This window comes from Helicobacter sp. MIT 05-5294 (assembly GCF_000765675.1).
Taxonomy (GTDB): Bacteria; Campylobacterota; Campylobacteria; order Campylobacterales; family Helicobacteraceae; genus Helicobacter_D.
The window spans coordinates 16,391-37,426 of record NZ_JRPA02000016.1; the positions used below are offsets into that span (position 1 = coordinate 16,391).

The window sequence follows — 21,036 nt, forward strand, 5'->3', positions numbered from 1 at the left end:
ACTTAAAGGAATCTAAATATTTCTAAGGGTTAAAGTGGAAATCCATTCATTGCTTTTGTTGCTGCCTTTATGTTCAAGCTCTATGATTTTATAGCGTCCGTTGAAGTATGTTAGCTTCTCATACTTTAGGTTTATTTGTTGTCCTATTTGGAGCTTTACATTCATTAAGCTTTGCACAACCAAGCCTCCTTGCACCGCTTCAGGTGCGCCTATAAGCCCCGTATCTTTGCTTAGCGTGTGGGTATCGGTTGTTTTATCTTTTTGTTGTATTACTAGCTTTGATTCATTAGGCAAGAAAAAGAAATCTAAATGCGGGAACGACTCTCTTAGCGTTTCAAGATATTGAAAAGGGCTGCCTATAAAAGAAAAATCTTGCAAAGACTCATTAACCCCGTCCTCTATTTTAAGCCCCACTCCATTTTTGCTAGCCAAGTCTTGCGCAATAACCTTTAAATCTTTTTTGCCATTGTAGCTACTGCTAATGCGTTGGTTTATAAAGTTGTTTTGCACTTGTGCGCCTAGCTCTAGATTCAAAGATTTATCAGGAGAGAGGAAATCAACTTTAGCATTTTGGATATTGCCTTGAAATAGTAAGCTCATAGATTGCCCCATATAGCCACATTCTAAGGTTACAATGTTTTGCCCAAATCCTCTTGTTTGGTTTAGTTGCGCATAGTATTGCAAGTCCTCTTTTGTTAGACCATAGATAGTAATATTGCCTTTGGGATTTGCACCCTTGACGGCAGACTTAATATTAAACTCTATTTTCAAAGAGTTTTCATTATAGTAGGTCTCTTTGTAATATTTTATAATGTTGCCTAAAGTGATACCTAATAGCCAAATTCTTTTATAAATCATTTGCTTTCTCTTTTGCGCTTAGTTTCTCTAGGTTTATCTTGCCTACGCATAATTGCACAATATCGGAATCCCACTTGGTGAAGCTATTTTTGATACTGGGATTAAACGCAAACCACATTGCAATATCGGGGTATTTTCTAGTGAGATACATTAAATTCAAATATGCACAAGTAATAGAACCATGTTCAAACTCTACTTCATTGTCTATCACACAATCAATAACGCTTACAACATCATTAAAATACCTTATCGTTATTTCAAAAGTCTTATAGTCGTATTCAAACTTAAATGTTTGATTTGGTGTAGGGCTTAGATTGATAGTGCTAACATCATCAAAAATTTCTAAATCATCTATCTTTAGTATCATTGCTGTTTCCGTCTATTTTTCTAATAAGATTTTCTATTGCTTCTGCGAGTTTATCAAGGATAATCTCTAAGCCACCAACAGAAAAAGAAGTTGTAACATCTTTGCGCTTATGGATAGAGAGGATACAGCTAAGAATATAGCTTGTTTCTGCAAGGATAAAGTAATAGAAAAACCAATCTACAAACTCACCTAAAAAAGGGATAATAGAAGCCTCTAGTGCTACAAGCGTAGGTATGATTAGAAGCATTGTTTTAAGCAACCAATTCCTAATTAAAAATTCTTGAAAACTTTGCCTTAAAACTATAGTCTTTAATGTTCCGAAGCAAATCGCGAAAACATAAACCCAAAAGAAAACCTTAACGACGCCATAATCTACCCCCAAATAAGCAGATATGGTTTGTAGTGTGCTTATGATGATTCCATAAAAGATTGCGATAATTCCAATATCTTTTTCCATATTTATCCTTTATATTTTGTTGCAGTTTTCAACGCGCTTACTTTTTGTGGCTTCTTGACGCCCTCATTATTTTCCCCTGCAAAGCTAGGGCTGCTTTGTTTTTTAGGGCTATATCCTGCGACTAAAGCGTCAATAGTAATAACTTCTTGAAATGTGAGATTAAAGAACGCACCACTGACATTTTGGCTTGTGGTATCCTCCCTATATTCTAAAAGCTTAAGATTGTCATAAGCCCTATCAAAGGTGCTATAAAGCGAAAAAAATGTTTCTGATTCTTGTGTATTGCGCAGTTGATTAATGAGATATTGAATCTTATTCCCCTCTACAAAAACACGAACATTTATTATTTGTGGTTTTATGTAGTAGGTATCGCTAATGTAGCTCCCGCTATCAATTGGATATTGCGGTAAATCCCAAGCGTTCATTGCGTGTATTTCACAAACGCTAACTTGTAAAGGGTTCTTAGAGTCTCCCGCAAAGAGAAACAGCTCTCCCGTTACAAGATTTGCAACTTGACTAACAGCAGAAATTAAAATGCCTATTGCCATTATTCTATAACCTCGTATGTTTTAGTTGTATTATTATATATCACTCTTTTTTTAAAACCAAGATTGAGGATTCCAATATTTGCAGTTTGTGGATAGGTTGCTAAGAACGCTGTATCCCATTCTGCGCTATTGTTTGCCTCGTTTTCTGAGATATTTACAAAGTTGTAAAATCTCCCACTTGGGTTTTCAACATCCACATTAATTTCGCAATAGTTGTTTTTAAACATCTTAAAGTTATAGCCTAGATTGCCATAATTAATTGCACCAGAAAAGCAAGTGCCGAAGGTAACACCTATGATATTATTGATAAAATTATTAAGAGATTCCTCATCATCTATCCAAAACCTCAAAAAGAATGTTCCTAGTGCGGAAGCTTGAGTTAATAAACCTAGATTAACTTGCGTTCCTGCTGTTAAAGCATTCACCGCTGCGTGTGTTTTAAATGCGCAGACAGGCGTTTCCCATTCGTAAAAGTTTTGGGAGCTAGTCATAAGATAATTTTTATCATATTCTACTTTTATGCAAATAATCTCCCTACCCAAACCCTCTAAGTAATCTTGGTCCTCTTGTGTTAAGGGTGTATGAAGAAGTCTTAAATTTCTGTGTGTCCAATTGGAATAACCCTCGCTTTCTTGTGGTGCAAAGTATAGTTCTTTTACGCCTAAAATATTAGCTGCAAAGTTGTTATGAATGCTAATGCTGCTATAATTTTCCCCATAAGTAAAGCCTACGCATTCCAAAGGATAACCCCTTTTATCCATAAAGGCAATGCCACCAACACCTGCATAACTCCCAATTGTTCCAACCACCGCGCCACTTGTTGCATTCCTAGTGTTGTAGCCATTAATGTTGAACTCTAGCCTTTCTAGTGGTTTAGCACCTGTTGGAAGCGCATCTAAAATCTCTTGCTTGATTGTGCTTGATAGGTTATCAAGCTGTGAAAATACGACGGGGTTAAAATCTTGCGTAGCAGCTTTGCAAGTAATATCACTCTTGAAATCTAAGGGGGTTGAAACCTCTTGCTTCTCATTGTAGTTTAATCTTATGTATTCTGAAACTTTATTTTTCATAAACTAAGCTCCTTAAAATGTTTTCTTTGCTTATAAGTTTGTTTAGCGTTCTTAGATTGACAGGGGCATTGGGATTTGTGGAATCTTTAACCTCAATATCTCCCTTAAAGTCTAATGGAGTAATAACATTTTGCGCGCTGCCAAAATTGCGCCTAACATATTCACTAGGGTTTGCGTATATGGTTTTAAAAAGTGTAATCTTTTCTCCAACAATTTCTCCTGCATTACCCGCAGCATAAGGTATTTCTACTATTCCGTAAGCAGTATCAAAAGTATATGTTCCACTAGGAGGATTGGCATAACCAAGATTTGCATGAGGGTAAAAATTGGCAGTCATATAGACATTTAAATTTGTAGCGTTATTGGGCAAAAGGAATATGTAGTTATTGTTTATTGTTTGTGCTCCTGCATTTCCTGTTCCTGCTAATAATGCGCCATAAGACAAAAACCCGCTCCAATAAGTAGAAACGGGGTGATAATTTATCAGAATACAAGTGTTATTATAGAAATCTATCATAGCTTGTTTGGTTGGTTTTTCAAGCAATAGTGCGCCATAAGCATTAAAGTAGGTAGTTGTAAGCCATTTATAATAGCTATCCTCCGCTTCATTTGTTTGAAACTTTATCTTTACATATTCTATAAAACTCGCAAAATCTGTTGGAGTTGGCGCATTATGTTTGTCTGTTTCTGTTTTAAGCCCATTTGCATTAGTGTATAATCCTGCCGCAGTGGTGAAACCTGGTAATCCTATATTTGGCACACATTTTGCCCTGCCATACACATCAACACCTGCATAATTAATAATGGGAGTTCCGCCATTATAAACATTTGTATCTGCAGGAAGCAAGTTAAAATATGTATCAGCTTTTTTGTAGTTTTTAATCAGCCAACCCTTCTTAACCCCAATATTCGCATAAGAATAATTTAAAAACGCAAAGCTGTTAAAAAAGAGATAATAATCGTTGGGCATTTCGTTCCAACTAGGCAAAGAACCTTCTTTTAATTCTGCATTGCCTCCAATAGCAACCATTGCAGGGATAGAGCCTTTGCCCGGCTGTGATGGGAGTCGCATAGAGTAAGAGACAAGTTTCATAATAATGCCTCCTTGTGCAAATCCCACCAACCATTTAAGACTTTAATATAAACTGCGGGTGTATCAATAAAAATACTAGGTTCATCTGCGTCTTGTGTATAGGTGGTTTTAATCCAAAGGCTACCGATAGGCAAATCGTCTGTGTTTGGAACACTATCAGAAATAACCCTTATAGTTGAAACCATTTCTACAACATTAGCTTTTGATACCATATCGTTGTCTGCTAAATCGTCATTAGCCTTAGGTGTTTCAATTGTAGGATTTGTATTAAATTTAGCATTTGTATCATCTACATCAAAGATAGTCGTTCCGTCTTTTGCAATCTTTGTAATTGCTCCCTCAAAAATGGTATCTTTGGTAAAGCTATTATCGGTTGTAAGATTCGCATAATCCTTTAAATCATCAGGGTTTAGCGTTCCACCACCTCCTCCGCCTTGCACACCTGCGATAGCGTCATCAACATATTTCTTTGTCGCAGGGTTAGTATCGCTTGTAGGCTCTTGCACACTAACAACATCATTAAAGGTGTTTGCGCCTGTAAAAGTATTTGCGGCGTTTAGTTTCGCCAGATTTGTAGTATCAACATTAATATTTGCAGTTGCTAGTGCGATAGCGTCATCAACATATTTTTTATTTGTAACATCTGCATTTGAAGTAATCGCACTTGTGATTTTTGGTGTTGCAGTAAAGGTATTGGTTCCGCTAAAGGTATTTGTATCGTTTGTTTTAGCATAGTCTGCAAGTTTTAAATCAAAATCTTGTGTGGCATTAGCTAATCTTGAATCAAGATATTTTTTATTTACTGCGCTGTTATCTGTTTTTGGATTGCCGCCTTGTAGAATCACATCTGCTTCAAAGGTGTTCGTTTGCTCAAATGTGTTTTCTTTTGTGAGCATTGCAAATCCTGCAGTTTCAATTTCTTGCACAGCAGAGCCAACAAAAAACCATTCATCGCCATTCCACATATAATAACCCGCTTTGTGCTGAATATCTCCAATGACTACTTTATATACCGCACCCGGATTTTGTCCTTGCGGTAGCTGATTGTAATAATCCACCTCTTGCACACCGCTAAGCTTCACATAATCTTTTAGAATCTCATTTACAATCTCTAAGTTCTCTTTATCTTTTGTATCCACATATTCTTTGTTTGTCGCGGAGTTGTCATCTCTTGGTCCTGTTGGAATTTGAATGCCTAGATTAAAGGTGTTTTCTTGCGTAAATGTGTTTTCTTTGTTGAGTTGCGCAAGATTTGTTAAATCGTCAGGGTCAATAGTGCCTCCACCACCTCCTCCGCCTTGATTGTTTTCTAAAGCTTCAACCCTAACATCTAAATCCTCTGTATCTTTTTTTACTAATGCAATATCTATTGCGTTTTGCTTAATATCGTTTGCCAGTCTTGTTGCTTCAGTTGTGCGCGTATTGATTTCTGCGGTTAAGTCTGCTCTTAATTGTTTTGTTTCGTCTGTGGTTACGCCTAGTTGTATTTGCAGGTTTTGGTCATAATCTTGAATTTGCTTATTCACTTCCCCCAGCGTCATAATATCGTTATCGTCTTGCGCATTTGGCGTTTCAATCTTGCTTGTTGTCGCGAACAAATTTGCTCTGTCAAGCTTTGCGTAGTTTTTGTCGTTGATAGAGAGTGCGCCCTCGCTAAGTCTTGAAAACGCTTCGTCTGTATAAACATAGAATCCCATAGGGTGCGTTTCGTCAAGATTATTTTCACACAAGTAAATATAGCCGTCTTTTAGAGCTGTGGGGTCAATTGTAAGAAGCGCGTTATAATCATTCACAGCTCCAATGTATTTAAAGATAGAGGTAATATCCGCTTTTAATGCAAACAAATCGTCTGATTCATCTTTTGTATAAACATCTGCCTTATTTGCTTTAAGTGCCAATTGGTCTAAAGAGTCTCCAAAATCTAGGCTTAACTCGTCTAATCGCTCTTGAATCAAAATGATTGATTGCCTTATAGGGTCTAAAAGATTGTTATCTAAATCTCCATTCCCTACTTTTTCTACAAGCTCATCAATTTGTTGTTGCATTGCGTCTATTAAGTCTTGATTTGCTTTAATCCCGTCTTTGTTGAGGTTTATTTGTTGAACATAAGTATTAAGCTCTGTTCCTAAATCTGTAAGCCCTTTTTGCACCTCTGCTCTGATAGCTGCTCTATCATCACTCGCTTCCTCTCTAACAAATTGCATATTCCCATCATTGATGATACAAGCGATTGTAATAGAATAAAGAATTCCGTTAATATCCTCGCGGTTAAAGAATCTATCACTTGCAAGGCGTGAATAGGCTTCAGTCCAACCCTCATCATAGCTTACGGATTCATTTTGTGAAAACGCGGGGATTTGCGCTCTGTCTCCATTCTCTGCAAATGGTTTTGTAATGTTTAAAGTTGTAATTGGCATTAGTAATCTCTCCCTATTTGTTGTTGAATATCATTAACGCTTTTTGTCATTTCTCTTTGAGTGGCGTTTGCAAATCCCACAGGGTCATTGCTTTGAATTGTGTTATTAAAGGTGTTTTGCACATTTACATTGTTGCTTTGTTGTGTGTTAGTGTTGTGATACACATTAGAATTTGGCATTTGTGCTTGTGGCATTTCTGCTGCCTCCTTGCTATGGTCTTTGCTAGAGAATAAATTTCCTATGCTGTCAAAAACACCACCTAAGGCATTTTTGGCAACACTTGCGACATTATCCATAAGCCCAATTATCGCTTTAATTTTATCCCAAACAAACAAAACTATTTCTTTTAATGGCTCTAAAACCTTTGCAAGTAGTGGAAACTTTTGCAAAAGAGACTCAACAGCCCCCATTATGCCTTTGCCTATGAGCTCTAAAAACTCTTTAGCCCCGTCAAGTAATGGAGTAAAGATTGCCTTAAAAGACTCCCAGCTAGGAGCTTCTATGAATTTTAAAATGTTTTCAAAACTTTCAAAGATTCCAACTACAATAGGTCGTATGTATTCTAAAATCTTTCCTAGTGTTGGGAATTTCTTAACTAAATCTCCCGTAACGCTATCATAGCCCTTGAAGTAGTAGTAAATATCCTCTAAGATAAGCGCGATTCCTACAATAACACCAATCACAGCATAAATAGGAGCAAAGGCAGCTACACTTGCAGCCGCAATTTTAACAAAACCTAAAATAACGGGTGACATAGCAACAGCAATCGCCGCGAAGATTCCAACCACTAAAGGCTTATGGTCTTTTATCAGCCCTACAAATTTTTCTGCTGCGCTAACTATCTTTGTCATAACGGGAATTAAAAGGCTGCCTATATCCCTAGTTAATGCGCTAAATGTATCTTGCAAATCATTCCACGCTTCATTGAATTGCTTTGCCTTTTTAATATCCTCTGCGCTTGAAACGCCTAGTTCTTTTTGCTTGTTGATGAGCTTATCTAGGTTTTTGCTCCCGTCTAATAATGCCTTAGTGAGTGCGTCATCAAATCCTAAACTATTTGCAACTGCGATTTTTTGGCTATCGCTTAGCTTATCCATTTGTTGCGCTAAAGATTTTAAGGCTTTATCGCTGCTAGAATACGCATTAATGCTTATTCCATATTTCCTTGCAACTTCAACTAAAGCACCACCACCCTTTTTTGCTTCATTCATATGCTTCTGCAAGCCTTTTAAAGAAGCAGAAGCAGATTCTACACTCCCGCCATAACGCTTTAATGCGCCACCTAATGTTTGCAAGGATTCAGTGCTTACGCCTGATAATCTTGCACTATCAGATAGGTTTTGGTTAAAAGCTGCGAAACCATCAATAACGCCCTTAATAGTTTGGAAGCTTAGATAAGTTGCTGCTAAACCTGCAAAAGTCTTGCCAAAAGTCTTAAGCATAGATTCGCTTTGTTTTAACCCTTGTTCTAATGGCTTATTGTCTAGGTTAAAGACGATTTTAAACTGCTCTAAAATCTCATTCATTTTATTCTCCTGGTATTAGGCGTCTTTGCCTTATCTTATATCCTAATTTCTGTAAATACACAACATTATTTCTAGGTTCAGTTTTGAAATCAGTATAGGTGTTAGTATTTGCAAATTCACATTCTACAGGGTCAAAGAATGGCAATTCAATTTGTTGTGGGTCTTGGAAGTTTCCTTGATAGAAGTTAGTTCTGCGTCTTAGGTTGTATTCTCTACATCTTGTTTCAAATCCAAAGTTACGATTCCAATCTTGCCTAATTTCTATGCCAACTGTAGCAGGGCGCAATAAGAAGTCATTCTTTTGCACAAGATAATAAACCCACGCGGGTAATTCCTCAAAAGTCCAAAGCGTTAAGAAGCTCATATCTGTTGTGTCTCCAATACAACTACCACCCCAAGCTTCAAAGAAAAAGTTATTATAATCATCAAGGTTTGCAATACTAGGATAAACATAATACCCTTGCAAGATATACATTAACATCCACCTAAAATTATCATCGCCCAAGAAAACCCAATTTGGAGTTAAAGAATTAAAGAATACCAACTCGTCATAGTTTTTCATATCAAAGTTAAAGAAGTTGTAGCCAAGCTCTGATTCAGGCACATTTTCATAAGAAAACCAACCATTCACGCGCCCTAACAAAAATCCCCAGCATTCTAATATGCCGCCTTTTGCAGTAGGGAGATTTAAGCAATCATAATACAAAGAACGATATGCGCCACTAATCCATAGCGCAAAACAATCAAAAAGCCCTCCTAAGAAATCCTCTATATTTGTATTACGATATTGCGCTTGTAAATCTCCCTTTGCTTTATAAAAGTCTTTAACCGCTGTTTCAAGTTCGGGAATTGTAAATACCCATTTATTCTTGTCGGTTACTTTAATCCCTGCCATATTGACAAGTTCTAAAATATTATCGCTTATTTCTACATTATCTAAAGGATTGTTATTTTCGTCCATTGTTACACCTTGATTCTATACACATCTAAAACACTGCCTCTGTAATTGTAGGTTTTGTTTTGTGAGACAAGCTCTTTGTTTTGATTGTCTTTTGCGAATTGTATATCAACTTGTGATAGTGCAAATCCTTGCGGTAATTCAGTAGTAACTCTGAAGTTTTCCATAACAACAGGAATATAAGTATTAAAGGTTGCGCCTGTTTCCACAACAATGGTTTGTTTTTCAATATCTGGGAATGTTTGCACAGGCTCGGTATTTTCTATAATCATACAATTTGCAATATCAAAGGTAAAGTATTGGTCCAATCTTAGCTTTAAAGGTTCTGCCTCGCAATCATTTAGGCTTGTAACTCCAATTTCGCATTTATCCACAACATAGCCGCTTGTTTTTGCTTGTATCCATTCCGCAGCTTCAACTGGAGTAATGTAAGCTCCGATTTTGCATTGCTCAACAAAGGATTCAAGATTTGTATAGATAGTTTGGTCAAAGTTAATGGGCAAAAAGTTATAGTTCTTATTAATATAAACTTTGACATATAGCGGTATGGGTGTTGGTCTTAAGAATTGATAGGGCGTTACGGAATAGGCATTTGCTAGGTTAATGGTAATATTCCCATTCATCCCACTACCTAAGCTTCTGCTTTTTCTTATTGCTTCTGCAATATCTACATCATTACCTCCCAAAACACTTACACAAATAGAATGTGGGGCTAAAGTCATTCCGTCTTTTTTAATCTCTTTATCTGTGAAGTTTTCTAGCCCTGCGATTTTTTTAACACCTTGTGTTTGCGCAATGTTTGCAAGGATAGCCCTAAAACTTGCATTCTTCGCAGTGCTTCCAAAATAGACTGCGCGATTGTAAAACTCTGCGTCTGTTTCCTCTGATATTGCAGGGAGGGCGGGTTCTGGGTTTGTTACCCTCTCTACGCCTATAACGCGTGTTTTAACCTCTGTAATTTCTCTTGCACCTGCGACATAATCATTATTTTCAATCGCAACAAAATAACCCAAAACGCTTCCATTATCGCCTATAGTATATTCATTGGGGGTGCTATACAATTCTCCACTTAATGTCCCTACAATAAAATTCGCTGGAATCTTTGTTCCTTTGACGCCTTGTATTTCTACCCACACTTGAGAATTACAAGACTTTTTCCGCTCTAAGCGATAGAGGCTAAAAGCCCACCTATCCAAAAATTCACCCTGCCCACCAAAAAAGAAGCTATTTACAATGTTTTCTAGGTAGCCTATTCCTGCGTTAATGGTTTGCGTAATAAAGGTTGCAATTTGTCCTTGTGGAGTGGATTCGTCCATATTAATATTAGGGAAGTTTTGCTTGAAAACATCTTGCACATTTTCTAATATCTCATTGTTGTATTTGAATCTAATGCGCCTATTTTCTCTGTCTAACTCCCAAAGATTGGAATCAGAATTTACTAATTCTTTTAAATCTTGCTTTGTCTCTGGTTTATAGGTGGGATTACCCATTTCATTAACTATATTCATATAACGACTACTCCCTCTGTGGTTTCTAGTGTTGCTTTAATGTTCAATACGCCTCTCTCAAAACTGCATTCTAGGCTTTGGATGTTGATAATCCTTTTGTCCTCCAAAATGCGCCTTGCGATTTCTCTTTTTACAAGCGAGTTTGAGTTTTGATTCACAATATCGTAATAGTTTAATCCTTTTGTTAGATTAAAGGGATATTCTTTTTCCCACATTAAGAGAAGCGTTTTAACATCTTGCACAACGGCATTAATTCCCTCCCTTGTTACAAAATTGCCAAAAGCTATAAGATTGTTCTTGCTATCAAGTGCTAGTGTTGTCATTGTTTTTTCCTAATTTCATAATAATCTCCTGCTTTGGAGTCGTGTTTTAATACCACCTCTTGTGTTGGCTCTAAGAGAATAGGTTCTGCATAACATCTGCAATTTTTATTTATCGTCCCTTTTATGGTATAGTATCCATTATCGCATTCTAAGGAGTAAATATGAGTATCCATTTTAAGCCTCTCTATGTTTTCTATCCTCACTTTTTCGGTTTTTCTGTCTTTAATTGGGATAGAGGAGTTATCAACTATATTCCTATTAAGAGTTTGCCAAGCAACTATAAACATATAAGCACAGAAAAAATTAAGGATTATTATATTTTGGGCTATAGCGTTCTTAAGATTTCTAATTTGCTCGGTGTTTCTAGGGCGGTTATCGTAAAGCGGCTCAAAGATATGAATTATGAAATCAGAAACGGAAGTCAAGCGAATATCATTCGCTTTAAGAATACCACCATTAATTATAGACAACAAATAACTAAGAACGCCCACGATAAAGTTAGGGGTAGCACCCGCAGCATTGAAAAGAAAATTAAAGCTGCTATCAGTAGAGAAAAAACAGCTAATAAAAACATCGAGATTTATTCTCATTGCGGAATCGGAGAAATTATCCTGCATAAGGAATTTATTAAAAATAATATTATTGCAATCTCTCAAAAAGCATTCAATATCTATAATATAGATTTTTTCATTACTCCCAATATCTTTATAGAAGTTTCCTGCTGCTCCAACCCTAAAAAAAGTCAATCTATCACTAAATTCACTAGAAATAAAAATAAGTTCGCGGAAAAAGTCAAAGAGATTGCTAATAATAATGGAGTCCTTGTAGAAATCAATATCGCTAGTGAAGTCGCTATTATTGAGTGTTTGAATGATGTAATCGCCTTTATTAAGAGTATCTGCAGCAACCCACCCACTACTAGTAAGCACTTTGTGGTCGCTTGTTGTAAGAAACCCGCCATTGTCCAAAGAAATCCTAATAATGGTCGCTTCATTAAATCCTCTTTTGCTTCTAAAGATTCTAAGAGGCATATTTGCGAAATCTATACCCTGCCCTCTTGGTAGGCAATTTACGCGCTGTGCAGTATGCCCCACATTGCCATAAGAATCTATCACTGCGGTAGGGTTTTTGAAAGAGTAAATTCGTCCATTTAGCCTTTTGTGTTCCTCGCTAACTCTGGAATCCCCACTTGTGCGCCAAATATAATACTCAAAGCCCAATTGTTGCGCTTTTGCGTTTTGCAAGTCATTGATTGCTTTTTGTGTTTGGTCTCGCGCAATAACTCTCATTCTTCTCTCTGAAATTTGCGAGAATGTTTTAAAGTGGTTAATAATTGCCTCTTGGTCTAGGTTTGCGACATTGTTTAGAATATCGCTTCTATATCTCTCTATAATATCACTAGGAATTGTTTTAATAAGTGCTGCGTTTCTCTCTAATATTGCATTCATTTCATTTTGCACAACTCTACTTGACTCTTTTAAATTCCATTCCTTGTTTTGCTTCTTTAGCCTAACATTTAAAAACTTCTCTAAGCTCTTAGTATATCTTTTAGGTAAGGTCTTAGACAAATCGTTAGCTTTTTTATTCCAATAAGCTTGAAGCGTGTTTATCTTTTTGCTTATTTGTTTTGCTGTCCATTTTTGCTTTGAAGCAAGATAGAGCCAATAAGACATAGAAGCATTAACTTTGTTTGAGAAATACTTTAATCTCTTAAGATAGTCAAGTTCTGCCGCCTTGAAAGTCTTGCTGGGTTTTAGAGTTTTAAATTCCCTCATTGTCAAAGCCTAAGTCTAAATCGTTTTCAGAATCACTAGCGATAACTTCAATCTCATTCCAATAACCCGCATTTTTAACTATTTGTAATGCTTGTTCTTGAGTAATAATTCCTGCTTCAATTCCTTTAATACATGAATCTAAAACAAGATTAATGCTCTCTGCTTCGGTTCTCTCATCAACATCTTTTAGGGAATTAAATTCTACTTCCACCATTTCATTGATTCCAATCTCTAAGGATAGCTCTCTGAGTATTTTTTCTATGTAAGGCTTAAGGATTGTTTTTTGCATTGATTCTAATTCATCGTAGAAGTTGTTAAGGTCGTAATCTCCTGTCGCATTAAATCCGCTAGGTGTAAGCCCTAATAGTTTCACTGCGGGCATTCTAGCAGCAATAGCCACGCTCTCTTGAAGCTGCGCTACAACCTTATCTAAACCTGCAAGGCTCGTAACAAATTGTTGCATTTCCTCATCTTTTGTAAGCAGTAGCGTTCCTAGATTGTTTTTTGATTTGTTGATAAACTGCGCTCTTGCAATCGCTTCTGTGGGGTTGATTTTAAGCAAGTCGCTTGTGATAATATCGGTTTTAAAGCGCAAGAGAATATCCGCTAAGGCATTGTAAGAAGTGTTTGTGTTCCGAACAGCTTCTTTCATCAATTGGCATAAAGACAAACCAAAGAAGTTGAAAATAGGCAAAATCAAATCAGGGACATTAAAAATTACAAGATTTTCTAGCCTCGTATAATGCACATTCCCATTACCATTTATGTAATACTTATTTGGCTTCATATATCTATCAGACAAGGGATTATACATTTCCACTTCAGAAGCTCCAACATTAAAGGGAGACACACAGACGATTTGCTTTAATTTGTTTCTTTGCGCTATTTCTTTCGTAACATATAAAGGCGTATCTAGCTTATCTTGAAATCCTCTATCCTCATACAAAATACAACCACCATAAATAAGAGAGGCTTCAATCGCGTTTCTCAATATTTTCTCTAGCTCTATTTCTTTGACTCTATTATCAAGGTAATCTTTTTGTGTTTGATTACTGCAAACAATTTCAAAGCCTTTTCTGAAAAGTTCGTTGCTAAATTTGCCAATCGCGTTATTAATAATAGGCTCTGTAGATAAGCTGCTGCATTCCACATAGCTTAATCTTTGCAATAAAAAATTGCTATATTGCATTACTGAATTTGCGGAGTTTATCCCTGCTTGTGTATTAAAAAAAGAATCTATAAACTTTTGATATTCTTTCTCATCACAAAATCTTGTGAGTGGTTCTAAATCTGCTCTATTGTCTTGTATTTGCGAAGCATAAACGATAGTTTTGTTTTGTTGTGCTTTGGCTTTTGGTTTGCTAGGATAAAATCCCATTTTTTAATCCTTAATGGTTTTCTATAATTGTACCATTTCTTAAATTAAACTTGTTAGATATTGCCAATCTGTATTACCGCTTTTGTAATATTCTAGCGCATATACAATAGAATCCACCATATCATCATGCTCATGCTTTAAATCGCTTCTGAACAATTTACATTCCTTTAAAGCCTCCTCCACCCAATCATTGATAGGCTCTTTTGATAGAGGCATTCTTAAGCGCCCAAACTCACTTAAAACATTACAAACGCGCGTGAATTTATCGGTTTTTGGGGTAATTTCAGAGATAGGCAAATTTGTTGTTCTGCGCATTTCTTGCAATAAAGACAGCCCGCTTGCCTTTTTTTCTATTATCACAGCATAAACACTGCCTTTTGTTAAAGCATATTCATACGCGCTTCTAGTCATTTCCATTAATGAGTTAAACTCCCAATGTCCGCGAAACATTCGTAAAATCCTTATTTCCTCACCCTTTTTTGCATAAATCCCTATTACTGAATAATCCGCACTCTCTTTTGTGGAATATGCGGTATCTATTGTTAGAATAATATTATCATAAAATTCTTTGCTGTTATCATCAAAATAGCCTATTTTGTTTATATCTATAATCTCGCTATCATTAAATTCTAAAGGTTCTCCCTCCCACTTATGCAAATAGACTTCTCTAGGTAGAATCTCATAATCGTTTTGTCTATCTAGCTCCATTGTTTTAGGAAAGAAGGGATTATCATAATAATTTACTTTTTTGCTATAAATTGTTGCTAGGTTTGGTTGCGTTGCAATTTGATAGATAAAATCATCTTTTTTTTCTGGGTTGAAAGAGTAGATTATAAAGCTATTCTCACCCCTGATACTAGGCAACAAATCATTCCTAATGTTTGCAGTAACAAAATTTGCCTCATCTATCCAAGCACCACTTAAATCATATCTTAAAGATTTTCTCTTCTTTGAAACCTTATCGTTAATAAAACTTAATGTGATTGTGCTTCCATTAAAAAAGCTTATTTGGTAATTTGTTACAGAAGCTAAATAATCGTTATATTGCACAAGCTCTTTTAAAGGTTGCAATGTGTAAGGGATTTCTAAAGATTCCAAAAAAGCTTTAAAGTCATCTCTAGCATATTTTATTTGTTGCTCTACTTCCCTAAAAATAATAAAATGCCTTTTGTCTTGCAAACACATAAGAGTTAATGCCATTCTTATATGATAGGTTTTCCCTGAAGCTCTGCCGCCATAAAAAATAAACTCGCGATACCCTCGCATTAAGTCTTTGCTAAAGAGGATTTTAAATATTTCCGCAATCTTTGCTTTTAGTTTCATTTGTTTTTATTCTCTATTACCTCAACTTCTATCGCTTTTATTTTGCTTTCTTTTTCATCTTTGCTAATTGTGTTGTTGTTAAATTGTTGCGCGATTAATGGAGTTTTTGAAATTAACCCTACAATCACTGCACATTCTTTTAGGATAGTGGAAAGCTCTCTCATCTCTCTTGTTTCCGGTTTGCATTCAATGCGCCTTGAAGTTTCTTTTACAAGATTATTTACCGCGTCATTTATCTTTTCGCTTATAATCTTCTTCTTTAATTCTATCCGCCCCGTTAAGCTTAGATGAATCATCTCTAGTTGCATTCTAGTATTCTCATCGGGTGCAGACTCTAAAAGTTCGTCTATTACCGACAAATCATTTTTGATTCTTTTTGAGACTTCCGCTGCTTTGTTTCTAAAATCTTTAGACAAATTGTTATCCTTTTTACTTGCCAATATTGATTGCGCTTTTGATTGGCTAATCGCATATTCTCCAAATTCATTTCTGATTTTTTTATAACCCACGCCGTGAGATTCTGAATAGGCAACAACTGCGTTATTTAAAAGCGCAGTTTCCTTTTCATGAATCTTTTTGATTTTCTTTTTCTCTATATCGTTCTTTTTTGTTTCCATTCTTATCCATAAAATACAATTCTTTATGCCTTGCTATTGATTTTTCGCACAACTTCTTAACCTTGTCCTCGTCCATTGCTTCAACCTTTGCAATAATTCGCTTTGCTGACATATGGCAAGTGTCCCAATCAAAAGCGTTGTTCTTTTTAGCAAAGTCTAAAGCACTATAGAAAATTAAAAACCTTTTTTTCTCTCTCTTGCTCAATGGCTTATTTGATAACCTTTTTTCTATAAGGTTGTTTAAGCGATAGAGATAAGATGAGATTGCCATTTTGTCCCTTTTGTCAAACGCTTGAAGTTCATTTATATCAAAAAATCTACTTCTCATTGCCTAACTCCTTGAATAGTTCTTTGTATGCGTGTAGTTCTGCCTCGCAACTCTCATCGCGCACTTCAATTTCTAAGATTTTGCTAGTGTCCACAACATTCGCTTTAATAGAAAGTTCTTTTAATGCCTTATTTTGTTTTTCTAGTGCCTCGCTTAAATTGCTATTGCTTTCATTTAAGACTTGTATTCTTGCTTCAAGCTGTGCGATTTGCTCTATTTTTGCTTCATACATATACCACAACATAGAGGCAAGCAAAAACAATAATGCACAACACCCTAGAGAAATATAAAGCCCGATATTTTTAATTTCCATTATCTTTCTCCATTATAAATTTTTTCTGCTCTATCTCCCACAGATTCAAGAATGCTATAGCAAAAATAATTTTCCTCTTTGTCTATTTGGAGTAATTGGAAATATTCCAAATACTCTCCCTCTAGAGCCTTTATGATTTTCGCTTTTGTCATCTCTCCTTTCTCATACCTGCTAGCATTTGAAATTTGCCTACCCATACCAAGGCAAAGGAAGCCACTCTCAATAATTTCTTCCTCTACATCTTGAATAGAAACCTCAGCCATTGCAAAGCTTTGAATACATACAAGCAATAATAAGAAAAACCTTTTCATTACATATCCTTTAAGATTTTATTTGTTTCTCGCATTAGCTCTAAATGCTCTTTTTCCATTTGCTTAAGCTCCTCTAATTTTCTATTAGGGTTATACTTCTGCGCACTTTCAAATCCCTCTCTTTTTAGCCTTGAAGCCGGTTTATCCGCGTTCCCTGCTTGCTGTATATTATTTGCGGAATCATCGCTATGTATTGGGTTTAAAAGTGCTAAATTTACAAACACAATAATGCAAAAAATAAGATACCATATCACGCCACTTTTAAAAGCTTTCCAAGCAAAACCTAAAATCTTTAACATAATTTACTCCTTTGTGCAATCTTTTGCAATTTGTTCTACTTGCCTATAATATATAGCAAGTTCTTTATGCGACTTAAAGCTCCCGTCCTCTTTTGGTTTTTGAGGTAACTCTAAATTACATTTAATCGGTATTAAAACCTCTTTAACCTCAACTTTGTAAGTTGGCTTACTCGCACAACCTACAAAATAAACTCCAACTAAAGCCATTGATAAGGCAAAACTAATCATCACTCTATGCATTTTATTCCTTTAAATTTGCGGTATTCCCTCCTCTGCGTCTAAGGTCATAGCCATAACCTCTTTGTCCTGCATTAATTCCTCTAAGTCTTTTATTTCATAATTAGAAGCCTCTTTTTGGATTTTTGCTTCAACTTCATTTTCAATATCTATTGCCCTAGCGATAGTTTCCTCTTTTTCTGTTAAAGCTTGTTTGCTTAAAACATATTTGATAGCTTTTGCAAGATACATTTCCTCAAACCATTCGTCATAAGGGCTATTCCTGCCTTTTTTAACGCTAGGGCTGCAACCTTTGATTTTGTCAATCTTTTTCGCACTAACAAAATTTACAATCTCTGACGCGTCTTTATCCTTAATCAACACCACAACGCCTAAAAGATTATCATTGAACCACTTCCTGTTTGTTTCATCTCTTTGTGCATAATTTGGAACAAATGTTAAATTGCCCTCAAAAGTTGAGAAGTCAATATTAAAAGTATCACACTTAAACACGCAAAACGCCCTAGACTTCTTGCCGACTTTCTCTAAAATAGATTGCCAACCTTTATAACTAATAACAGGTTCTGCTTCTATTCCATACTTTAAAACATAAGATTGCTTTAGGGTTTGGTTTATATCTAGTCCAATTTCTGCCAAAGAAAACGCACTTCTAATGATACTTGCGGGGCTACAACTAGATAATATGCTGTTTCCTGCAATGTTAATCAAGCTTGATTTAAACCTTTGAACCTTTGCAGAATCTCCCGCAAAAAAATCATTTAGTTTTTTATGCGATGAATCGCTCTCTAGTATGGTGGCTATCATTTTTTGATTTGAAGCTCTAGACTCATTTAGCTTTGCAACTTCATTCATCTCCAACCTCTTTCAAGTTCTCGAAATTTTCATAACTTATGCAATCCTTGCAATCCTCGCAACGCTTGCATTCAACGCAATCAACGCAATCAATGCAATCACATAGAGTGTTGCTTAGTGCTTTCGCTTCCTCCTCGCTAAACTTATCCTTAGACCATTTGTTGCCGTTAATTTCCCAAAAGGCTTGTTCCATTTCTCTATCCTTTGTTTTAATTTATGATGTAATTATAATCATAAATAACTTAAAGGAATCTAAAATTTCTTATTATTTTTAGCTTTTGCTTCTGCGTCTTTGTATTCTAAAATCTCACGCAAGTTTTTGTAGTAGTGTATGCAGAATGTGTGAATGGCGTTCTCTATATCCATTTCCATAACTTCACGCCAAGTGTATATTTTTAATTCCACTAGCCCCGCAACTATGCTATCATAAGGACTTTTTAACGGGGTTGCTTTGCTTCCTTTTAGTGTTGGAAGCTCTGCAATTTTTCCAAAAAACCCTTAATTCTATTCATAAATTGCGCGCTAATTTCAATTACTGCAAATTCATTGTCAAAGATTTGCCCAATCGTGTTCTCATCAACACTATCAATCCATTGCGTCCCTTGCTTTACCTTTAAATGCTTTAGTGCGATAGTATCAATAATGCTATTTGCTTCTTTGATTTGTGAAGTTGTCGCATTCTCTTTTGCTAAGATAAACATAGCATTTTTGATTTCTAACGCGTCTTGCACACTTACGCGTGTAAAGTCATATTCTATATTTCCGATTTTCATTTTATATCCTTTAAGATTTGTTGGATTTTGTCTTTTTTTTGGCTGGACATCTAAAGTTAAAAAGCTTTGGAGTAAGTGGCAACTTAAATTTCAAGGGGGCAAAATCCATAAAAACCCCTTGATATTTAAACCTTTAAAAATTCTCTCATTTTATGCTTTTTGTTTGTATCCTCACACATAAAGATATTGCTTGTGTTAATTGACTTAATTAAGTCGTTCATATCAAAAATAGCCACATAAGCACTTTTGTTTGCTTCCTTGTCTATCTTTGATATACCTACTTCAAAATCGTTTGCACGATAAGAAAATCCCTCTTTAAGATTCCTGCTAATTGTAAGTTTTATTGTTCTTATGTAATCGTTTCTACACATTTATTCGCCCTATATTGCTTTTGACTTTATGAGTTCGGTTTTAGTATTTGGATGAATTCGTATAGCAAAGCTTAAAGGTCTCTTGAGTTTCAAAGATTCGAAAAAGGAAATCACAGAGGAGCAAAAGCATAAAACCCTCTGAAGCCCTTAGACCTTAAATATCTCCATAAAACACCCAATGCTTCACGCCTTTTTCTATATGAAAGATATATTTTCCTGCCGCTCTAAAATCTGCAAACTCTCTTACAATATAAACTGCGTTTTCTGCTTCCTCTTGTGGTAAGTCCCTAAAGTAACGAACCTCTTTTATAGGCGTCATATCATAGCTTATCAAATCGTCTTTTTTATCATTTTTGCATTCCGCCTCTAAAAACTCATCAATAGTTTTCCTAAAATGTTTTTCTGCATTTACTACATCAATGCCACCTTGAAAATCCCTAAGCTCTACTTCTTTATTCGTAATTAATTGCCATTCTGTGGAATAGTTGTAACAAAACACGAAGCATTGAATTACAAGCTTTAAATCTTTTCTAATTAGCCAAAACGCTATTCTATTGTCTTGTTCTGGAATATATGAGAAGTCAAGCTTAATCTCTTTTTCTGCTCTATTCCAAAAGCGAGGCTTCTCTCTCAACCTTTTTTCATAGTGCACCATAATCTCTTGGCGCAAAACAATCCCTGAATCACTAAACAAGCTTTTTACTTTGGTCATTATGTTTATTCCTCCAACTTAAAATTAATTACAAGGTATTCTTTTTGGCTTGTTGTCATAACATTTTATTAAACACTCTCTATTCCTGCAATCCTCGCAATCCTCGCAATATTCGCAATCCTCGCAATACTCGCAATCCTCGCAATTATCGCATTCCTTGCACTCAATGCAATACTCGCAATTATCGCAATATTCACAATAATCGCAGTTTTCGCAACAAATGCAGCCCTTACAACCTCTGCAGCTCTTGCAATCATTGCAATTTTCGCAATCAATGCAGCCCTTACAACCTCTGCAGCGTTTGCAACCTCTGCAGCTTTTGCAGCTTTTGCAGCGTTTGCAATCCTTGCATTTTTCACATTTATAGCAATATTCACAATAATCGCAATCGTCGCAATCCTTACAACCAATGCATTCTTTGCATTCCTCGCACTCAATGCAATACTCGCAATCAACGCAATCAATGCAATCACATAGAGTGTTGCTTAGTGCTTTCGCTTCCTCCTCGCTAAACTTATCCTTAGACCATTTGTTGCCGTTAATTTCCCAAAAGGCTTGTTCCATTTCTCTATCCTTTGTTTTAATTTATGATGTAATTATAATCATAAATAACTTAAAGGAA

Annotated in this window: 26 protein-coding genes; all 26 read right to left on the bottom strand. The window is 35.8% G+C overall.

Annotation, left to right across the window (positions count from 1 at the left end; translation table 11 throughout):
- Positions 1-12: 12 nt before the first annotated feature.
- A complete protein-coding gene (locus LS69_RS07880) occupies positions 13-858 on the bottom strand; it encodes a hypothetical protein (protein WP_138123852.1) in 846 nt (281 codons plus the stop codon).
- On the bottom strand, positions 848-1,225 hold the full coding sequence (locus LS69_RS07885) for a hypothetical protein (RefSeq protein ID WP_138123854.1): 378 nt from the start codon (positions 1,223-1,225) through the stop codon (positions 848-850). Before LS69_RS07885 ends, LS69_RS07880 begins: the two co-directional genes overlap by 11 nt.
- Positions 1,206-1,682 carry a hypothetical protein gene (locus LS69_RS07890; RefSeq protein ID WP_138123856.1) on the bottom strand — a complete coding sequence of 159 codons (477 nt, stop codon included), beginning with the start codon at positions 1,680-1,682 and terminating at the stop codon, positions 1,206-1,208. Before LS69_RS07890 ends, LS69_RS07885 begins: the two co-directional genes overlap by 20 nt.
- A gap of 2 nt (positions 1,683-1,684) precedes the next feature.
- A complete protein-coding gene (locus LS69_RS07895) occupies positions 1,685-2,230 on the bottom strand; it encodes a phage baseplate protein (RefSeq protein ID WP_138123858.1) in 546 nt (181 codons plus the stop codon).
- The gene (locus LS69_RS07900; protein WP_138123860.1) at positions 2,230-3,300 is read right to left on the bottom strand and encodes a hypothetical protein; all 1,071 of its coding nucleotides are present in this window, start codon (positions 3,298-3,300) and stop codon (positions 2,230-2,232) included. The genes LS69_RS07895 and LS69_RS07900 overlap by 1 nt, the downstream gene beginning before the upstream one ends.
- On the bottom strand, positions 3,290-4,393 hold the full coding sequence (locus LS69_RS07905; RefSeq protein WP_138123862.1) for a hypothetical protein: 1,104 nt from the start codon (positions 4,391-4,393) through the stop codon (positions 3,290-3,292). The genes LS69_RS07900 and LS69_RS07905 overlap by 11 nt, the downstream gene beginning before the upstream one ends.
- Positions 4,390-6,810: a hypothetical protein gene (locus LS69_RS07910; RefSeq protein ID WP_138123864.1), complete on the bottom strand. Its 2,421-nt coding sequence runs from the start codon at positions 6,808-6,810 to the stop codon at positions 4,390-4,392. Before LS69_RS07910 ends, LS69_RS07905 begins: the two co-directional genes overlap by 4 nt.
- Positions 6,810-8,336 carry a hypothetical protein gene (locus LS69_RS07915; RefSeq protein WP_138123866.1) on the bottom strand — a complete coding sequence of 509 codons (1,527 nt, stop codon included), beginning with the start codon at positions 8,334-8,336 and terminating at the stop codon, positions 6,810-6,812. The genes LS69_RS07910 and LS69_RS07915 overlap by 1 nt, the downstream gene beginning before the upstream one ends.
- Position 8,337: 1 nt before the next feature.
- A complete protein-coding gene (locus LS69_RS07920) occupies positions 8,338-9,297 on the bottom strand; it encodes a DUF2612 domain-containing protein (protein ID WP_138123868.1) in 960 nt (319 codons plus the stop codon).
- Positions 9,298-9,299: 2 nt separating this feature from the next.
- The gene (locus tag LS69_RS07925; protein WP_138123870.1) at positions 9,300-10,802 is read right to left on the bottom strand and encodes a baseplate J/gp47 family protein; all 1,503 of its coding nucleotides are present in this window, start codon (positions 10,800-10,802) and stop codon (positions 9,300-9,302) included.
- Positions 10,799-11,125 (bottom strand): hypothetical protein, encoded by a 327-nt coding sequence (locus LS69_RS07930; RefSeq protein ID WP_138123872.1) that lies wholly within the window; start codon positions 11,123-11,125, stop codon positions 10,799-10,801. The genes LS69_RS07925 and LS69_RS07930 overlap by 4 nt, the downstream gene beginning before the upstream one ends.
- A complete protein-coding gene (locus LS69_RS07935) occupies positions 11,122-12,900 on the bottom strand; it encodes a minor capsid protein (RefSeq protein WP_138123874.1) in 1,779 nt (592 codons plus the stop codon). The genes LS69_RS07930 and LS69_RS07935 overlap by 4 nt, the downstream gene beginning before the upstream one ends.
- Positions 12,887-14,278 carry a DUF1073 domain-containing protein gene (locus tag LS69_RS07940; RefSeq protein WP_138123876.1) on the bottom strand — a complete coding sequence of 464 codons (1,392 nt, stop codon included), beginning with the start codon at positions 14,276-14,278 and terminating at the stop codon, positions 12,887-12,889. The genes LS69_RS07935 and LS69_RS07940 overlap by 14 nt, the downstream gene beginning before the upstream one ends.
- A gap of 39 nt (positions 14,279-14,317) precedes the next feature.
- Entirely contained in the window at positions 14,318-15,601 is a 1,284-nt protein-coding gene (gene terL, locus LS69_RS07945; protein ID WP_138123878.1) for a phage terminase large subunit, read from the bottom strand.
- Positions 15,598-16,218, bottom strand: coding sequence for a hypothetical protein (locus LS69_RS07950; protein ID WP_138123880.1), 621 nt, complete (start codon positions 16,216-16,218; stop codon positions 15,598-15,600). The genes terL and LS69_RS07950 overlap by 4 nt, the downstream gene beginning before the upstream one ends.
- Complete coding sequence (locus LS69_RS10505; protein ID WP_194145469.1) at positions 16,166-16,546, bottom strand: hypothetical protein; 381 nt, start codon at positions 16,544-16,546, stop codon at positions 16,166-16,168. The genes LS69_RS07950 and LS69_RS10505 overlap by 53 nt, the downstream gene beginning before the upstream one ends.
- Positions 16,536-16,859: a hypothetical protein gene (locus LS69_RS07955; RefSeq protein ID WP_138123882.1), complete on the bottom strand. Its 324-nt coding sequence runs from the start codon at positions 16,857-16,859 to the stop codon at positions 16,536-16,538. Before LS69_RS07955 ends, LS69_RS10505 begins: the two co-directional genes overlap by 11 nt.
- A complete protein-coding gene (locus tag LS69_RS07960; RefSeq protein ID WP_138123884.1) occupies positions 16,859-17,170 on the bottom strand; it encodes a hypothetical protein in 312 nt (103 codons plus the stop codon). Before LS69_RS07960 ends, LS69_RS07955 begins: the two co-directional genes overlap by 1 nt.
- Positions 17,170-17,469 (bottom strand): hypothetical protein, encoded by a 300-nt coding sequence (locus LS69_RS07965; protein WP_138123886.1) that lies wholly within the window; start codon positions 17,467-17,469, stop codon positions 17,170-17,172. Before LS69_RS07965 ends, LS69_RS07960 begins: the two co-directional genes overlap by 1 nt.
- Positions 17,470-17,472: 3 nt before the next feature.
- Entirely contained in the window at positions 17,473-17,709 is a 237-nt protein-coding gene (locus LS69_RS07970) for a hypothetical protein (protein WP_238699266.1), read from the bottom strand.
- Between the two features lie 9 nt (positions 17,710-17,718).
- On the bottom strand, positions 17,719-18,558 hold the full coding sequence (locus tag LS69_RS07975) for a recombinase RecT (protein ID WP_138123888.1): 840 nt from the start codon (positions 18,556-18,558) through the stop codon (positions 17,719-17,721).
- Entirely contained in the window at positions 18,551-18,751 is a 201-nt protein-coding gene (locus LS69_RS07980) for a hypothetical protein (protein WP_138123890.1), read from the bottom strand. The genes LS69_RS07975 and LS69_RS07980 overlap by 8 nt, the downstream gene beginning before the upstream one ends.
- A gap of 268 nt (positions 18,752-19,019) precedes the next feature.
- Entirely contained in the window at positions 19,020-19,331 is a 312-nt protein-coding gene (locus LS69_RS07985; RefSeq protein WP_138123891.1) for a hypothetical protein, read from the bottom strand.
- Between the two features lie 125 nt (positions 19,332-19,456).
- Positions 19,457-19,702, bottom strand: coding sequence for a hypothetical protein (locus LS69_RS07990; protein WP_138123893.1), 246 nt, complete (start codon positions 19,700-19,702; stop codon positions 19,457-19,459).
- Between the two features lie 154 nt (positions 19,703-19,856).
- On the bottom strand, positions 19,857-20,414 hold the full coding sequence (locus tag LS69_RS07995; protein WP_138123895.1) for a hypothetical protein: 558 nt from the start codon (positions 20,412-20,414) through the stop codon (positions 19,857-19,859).
- 68 nt (positions 20,415-20,482) lie between these two features.
- Positions 20,483-20,887 (bottom strand): hypothetical protein, encoded by a 405-nt coding sequence (locus LS69_RS08000; protein ID WP_138123897.1) that lies wholly within the window; start codon positions 20,885-20,887, stop codon positions 20,483-20,485.
- Positions 20,888-21,036: the final 149 nt, after the last annotated feature.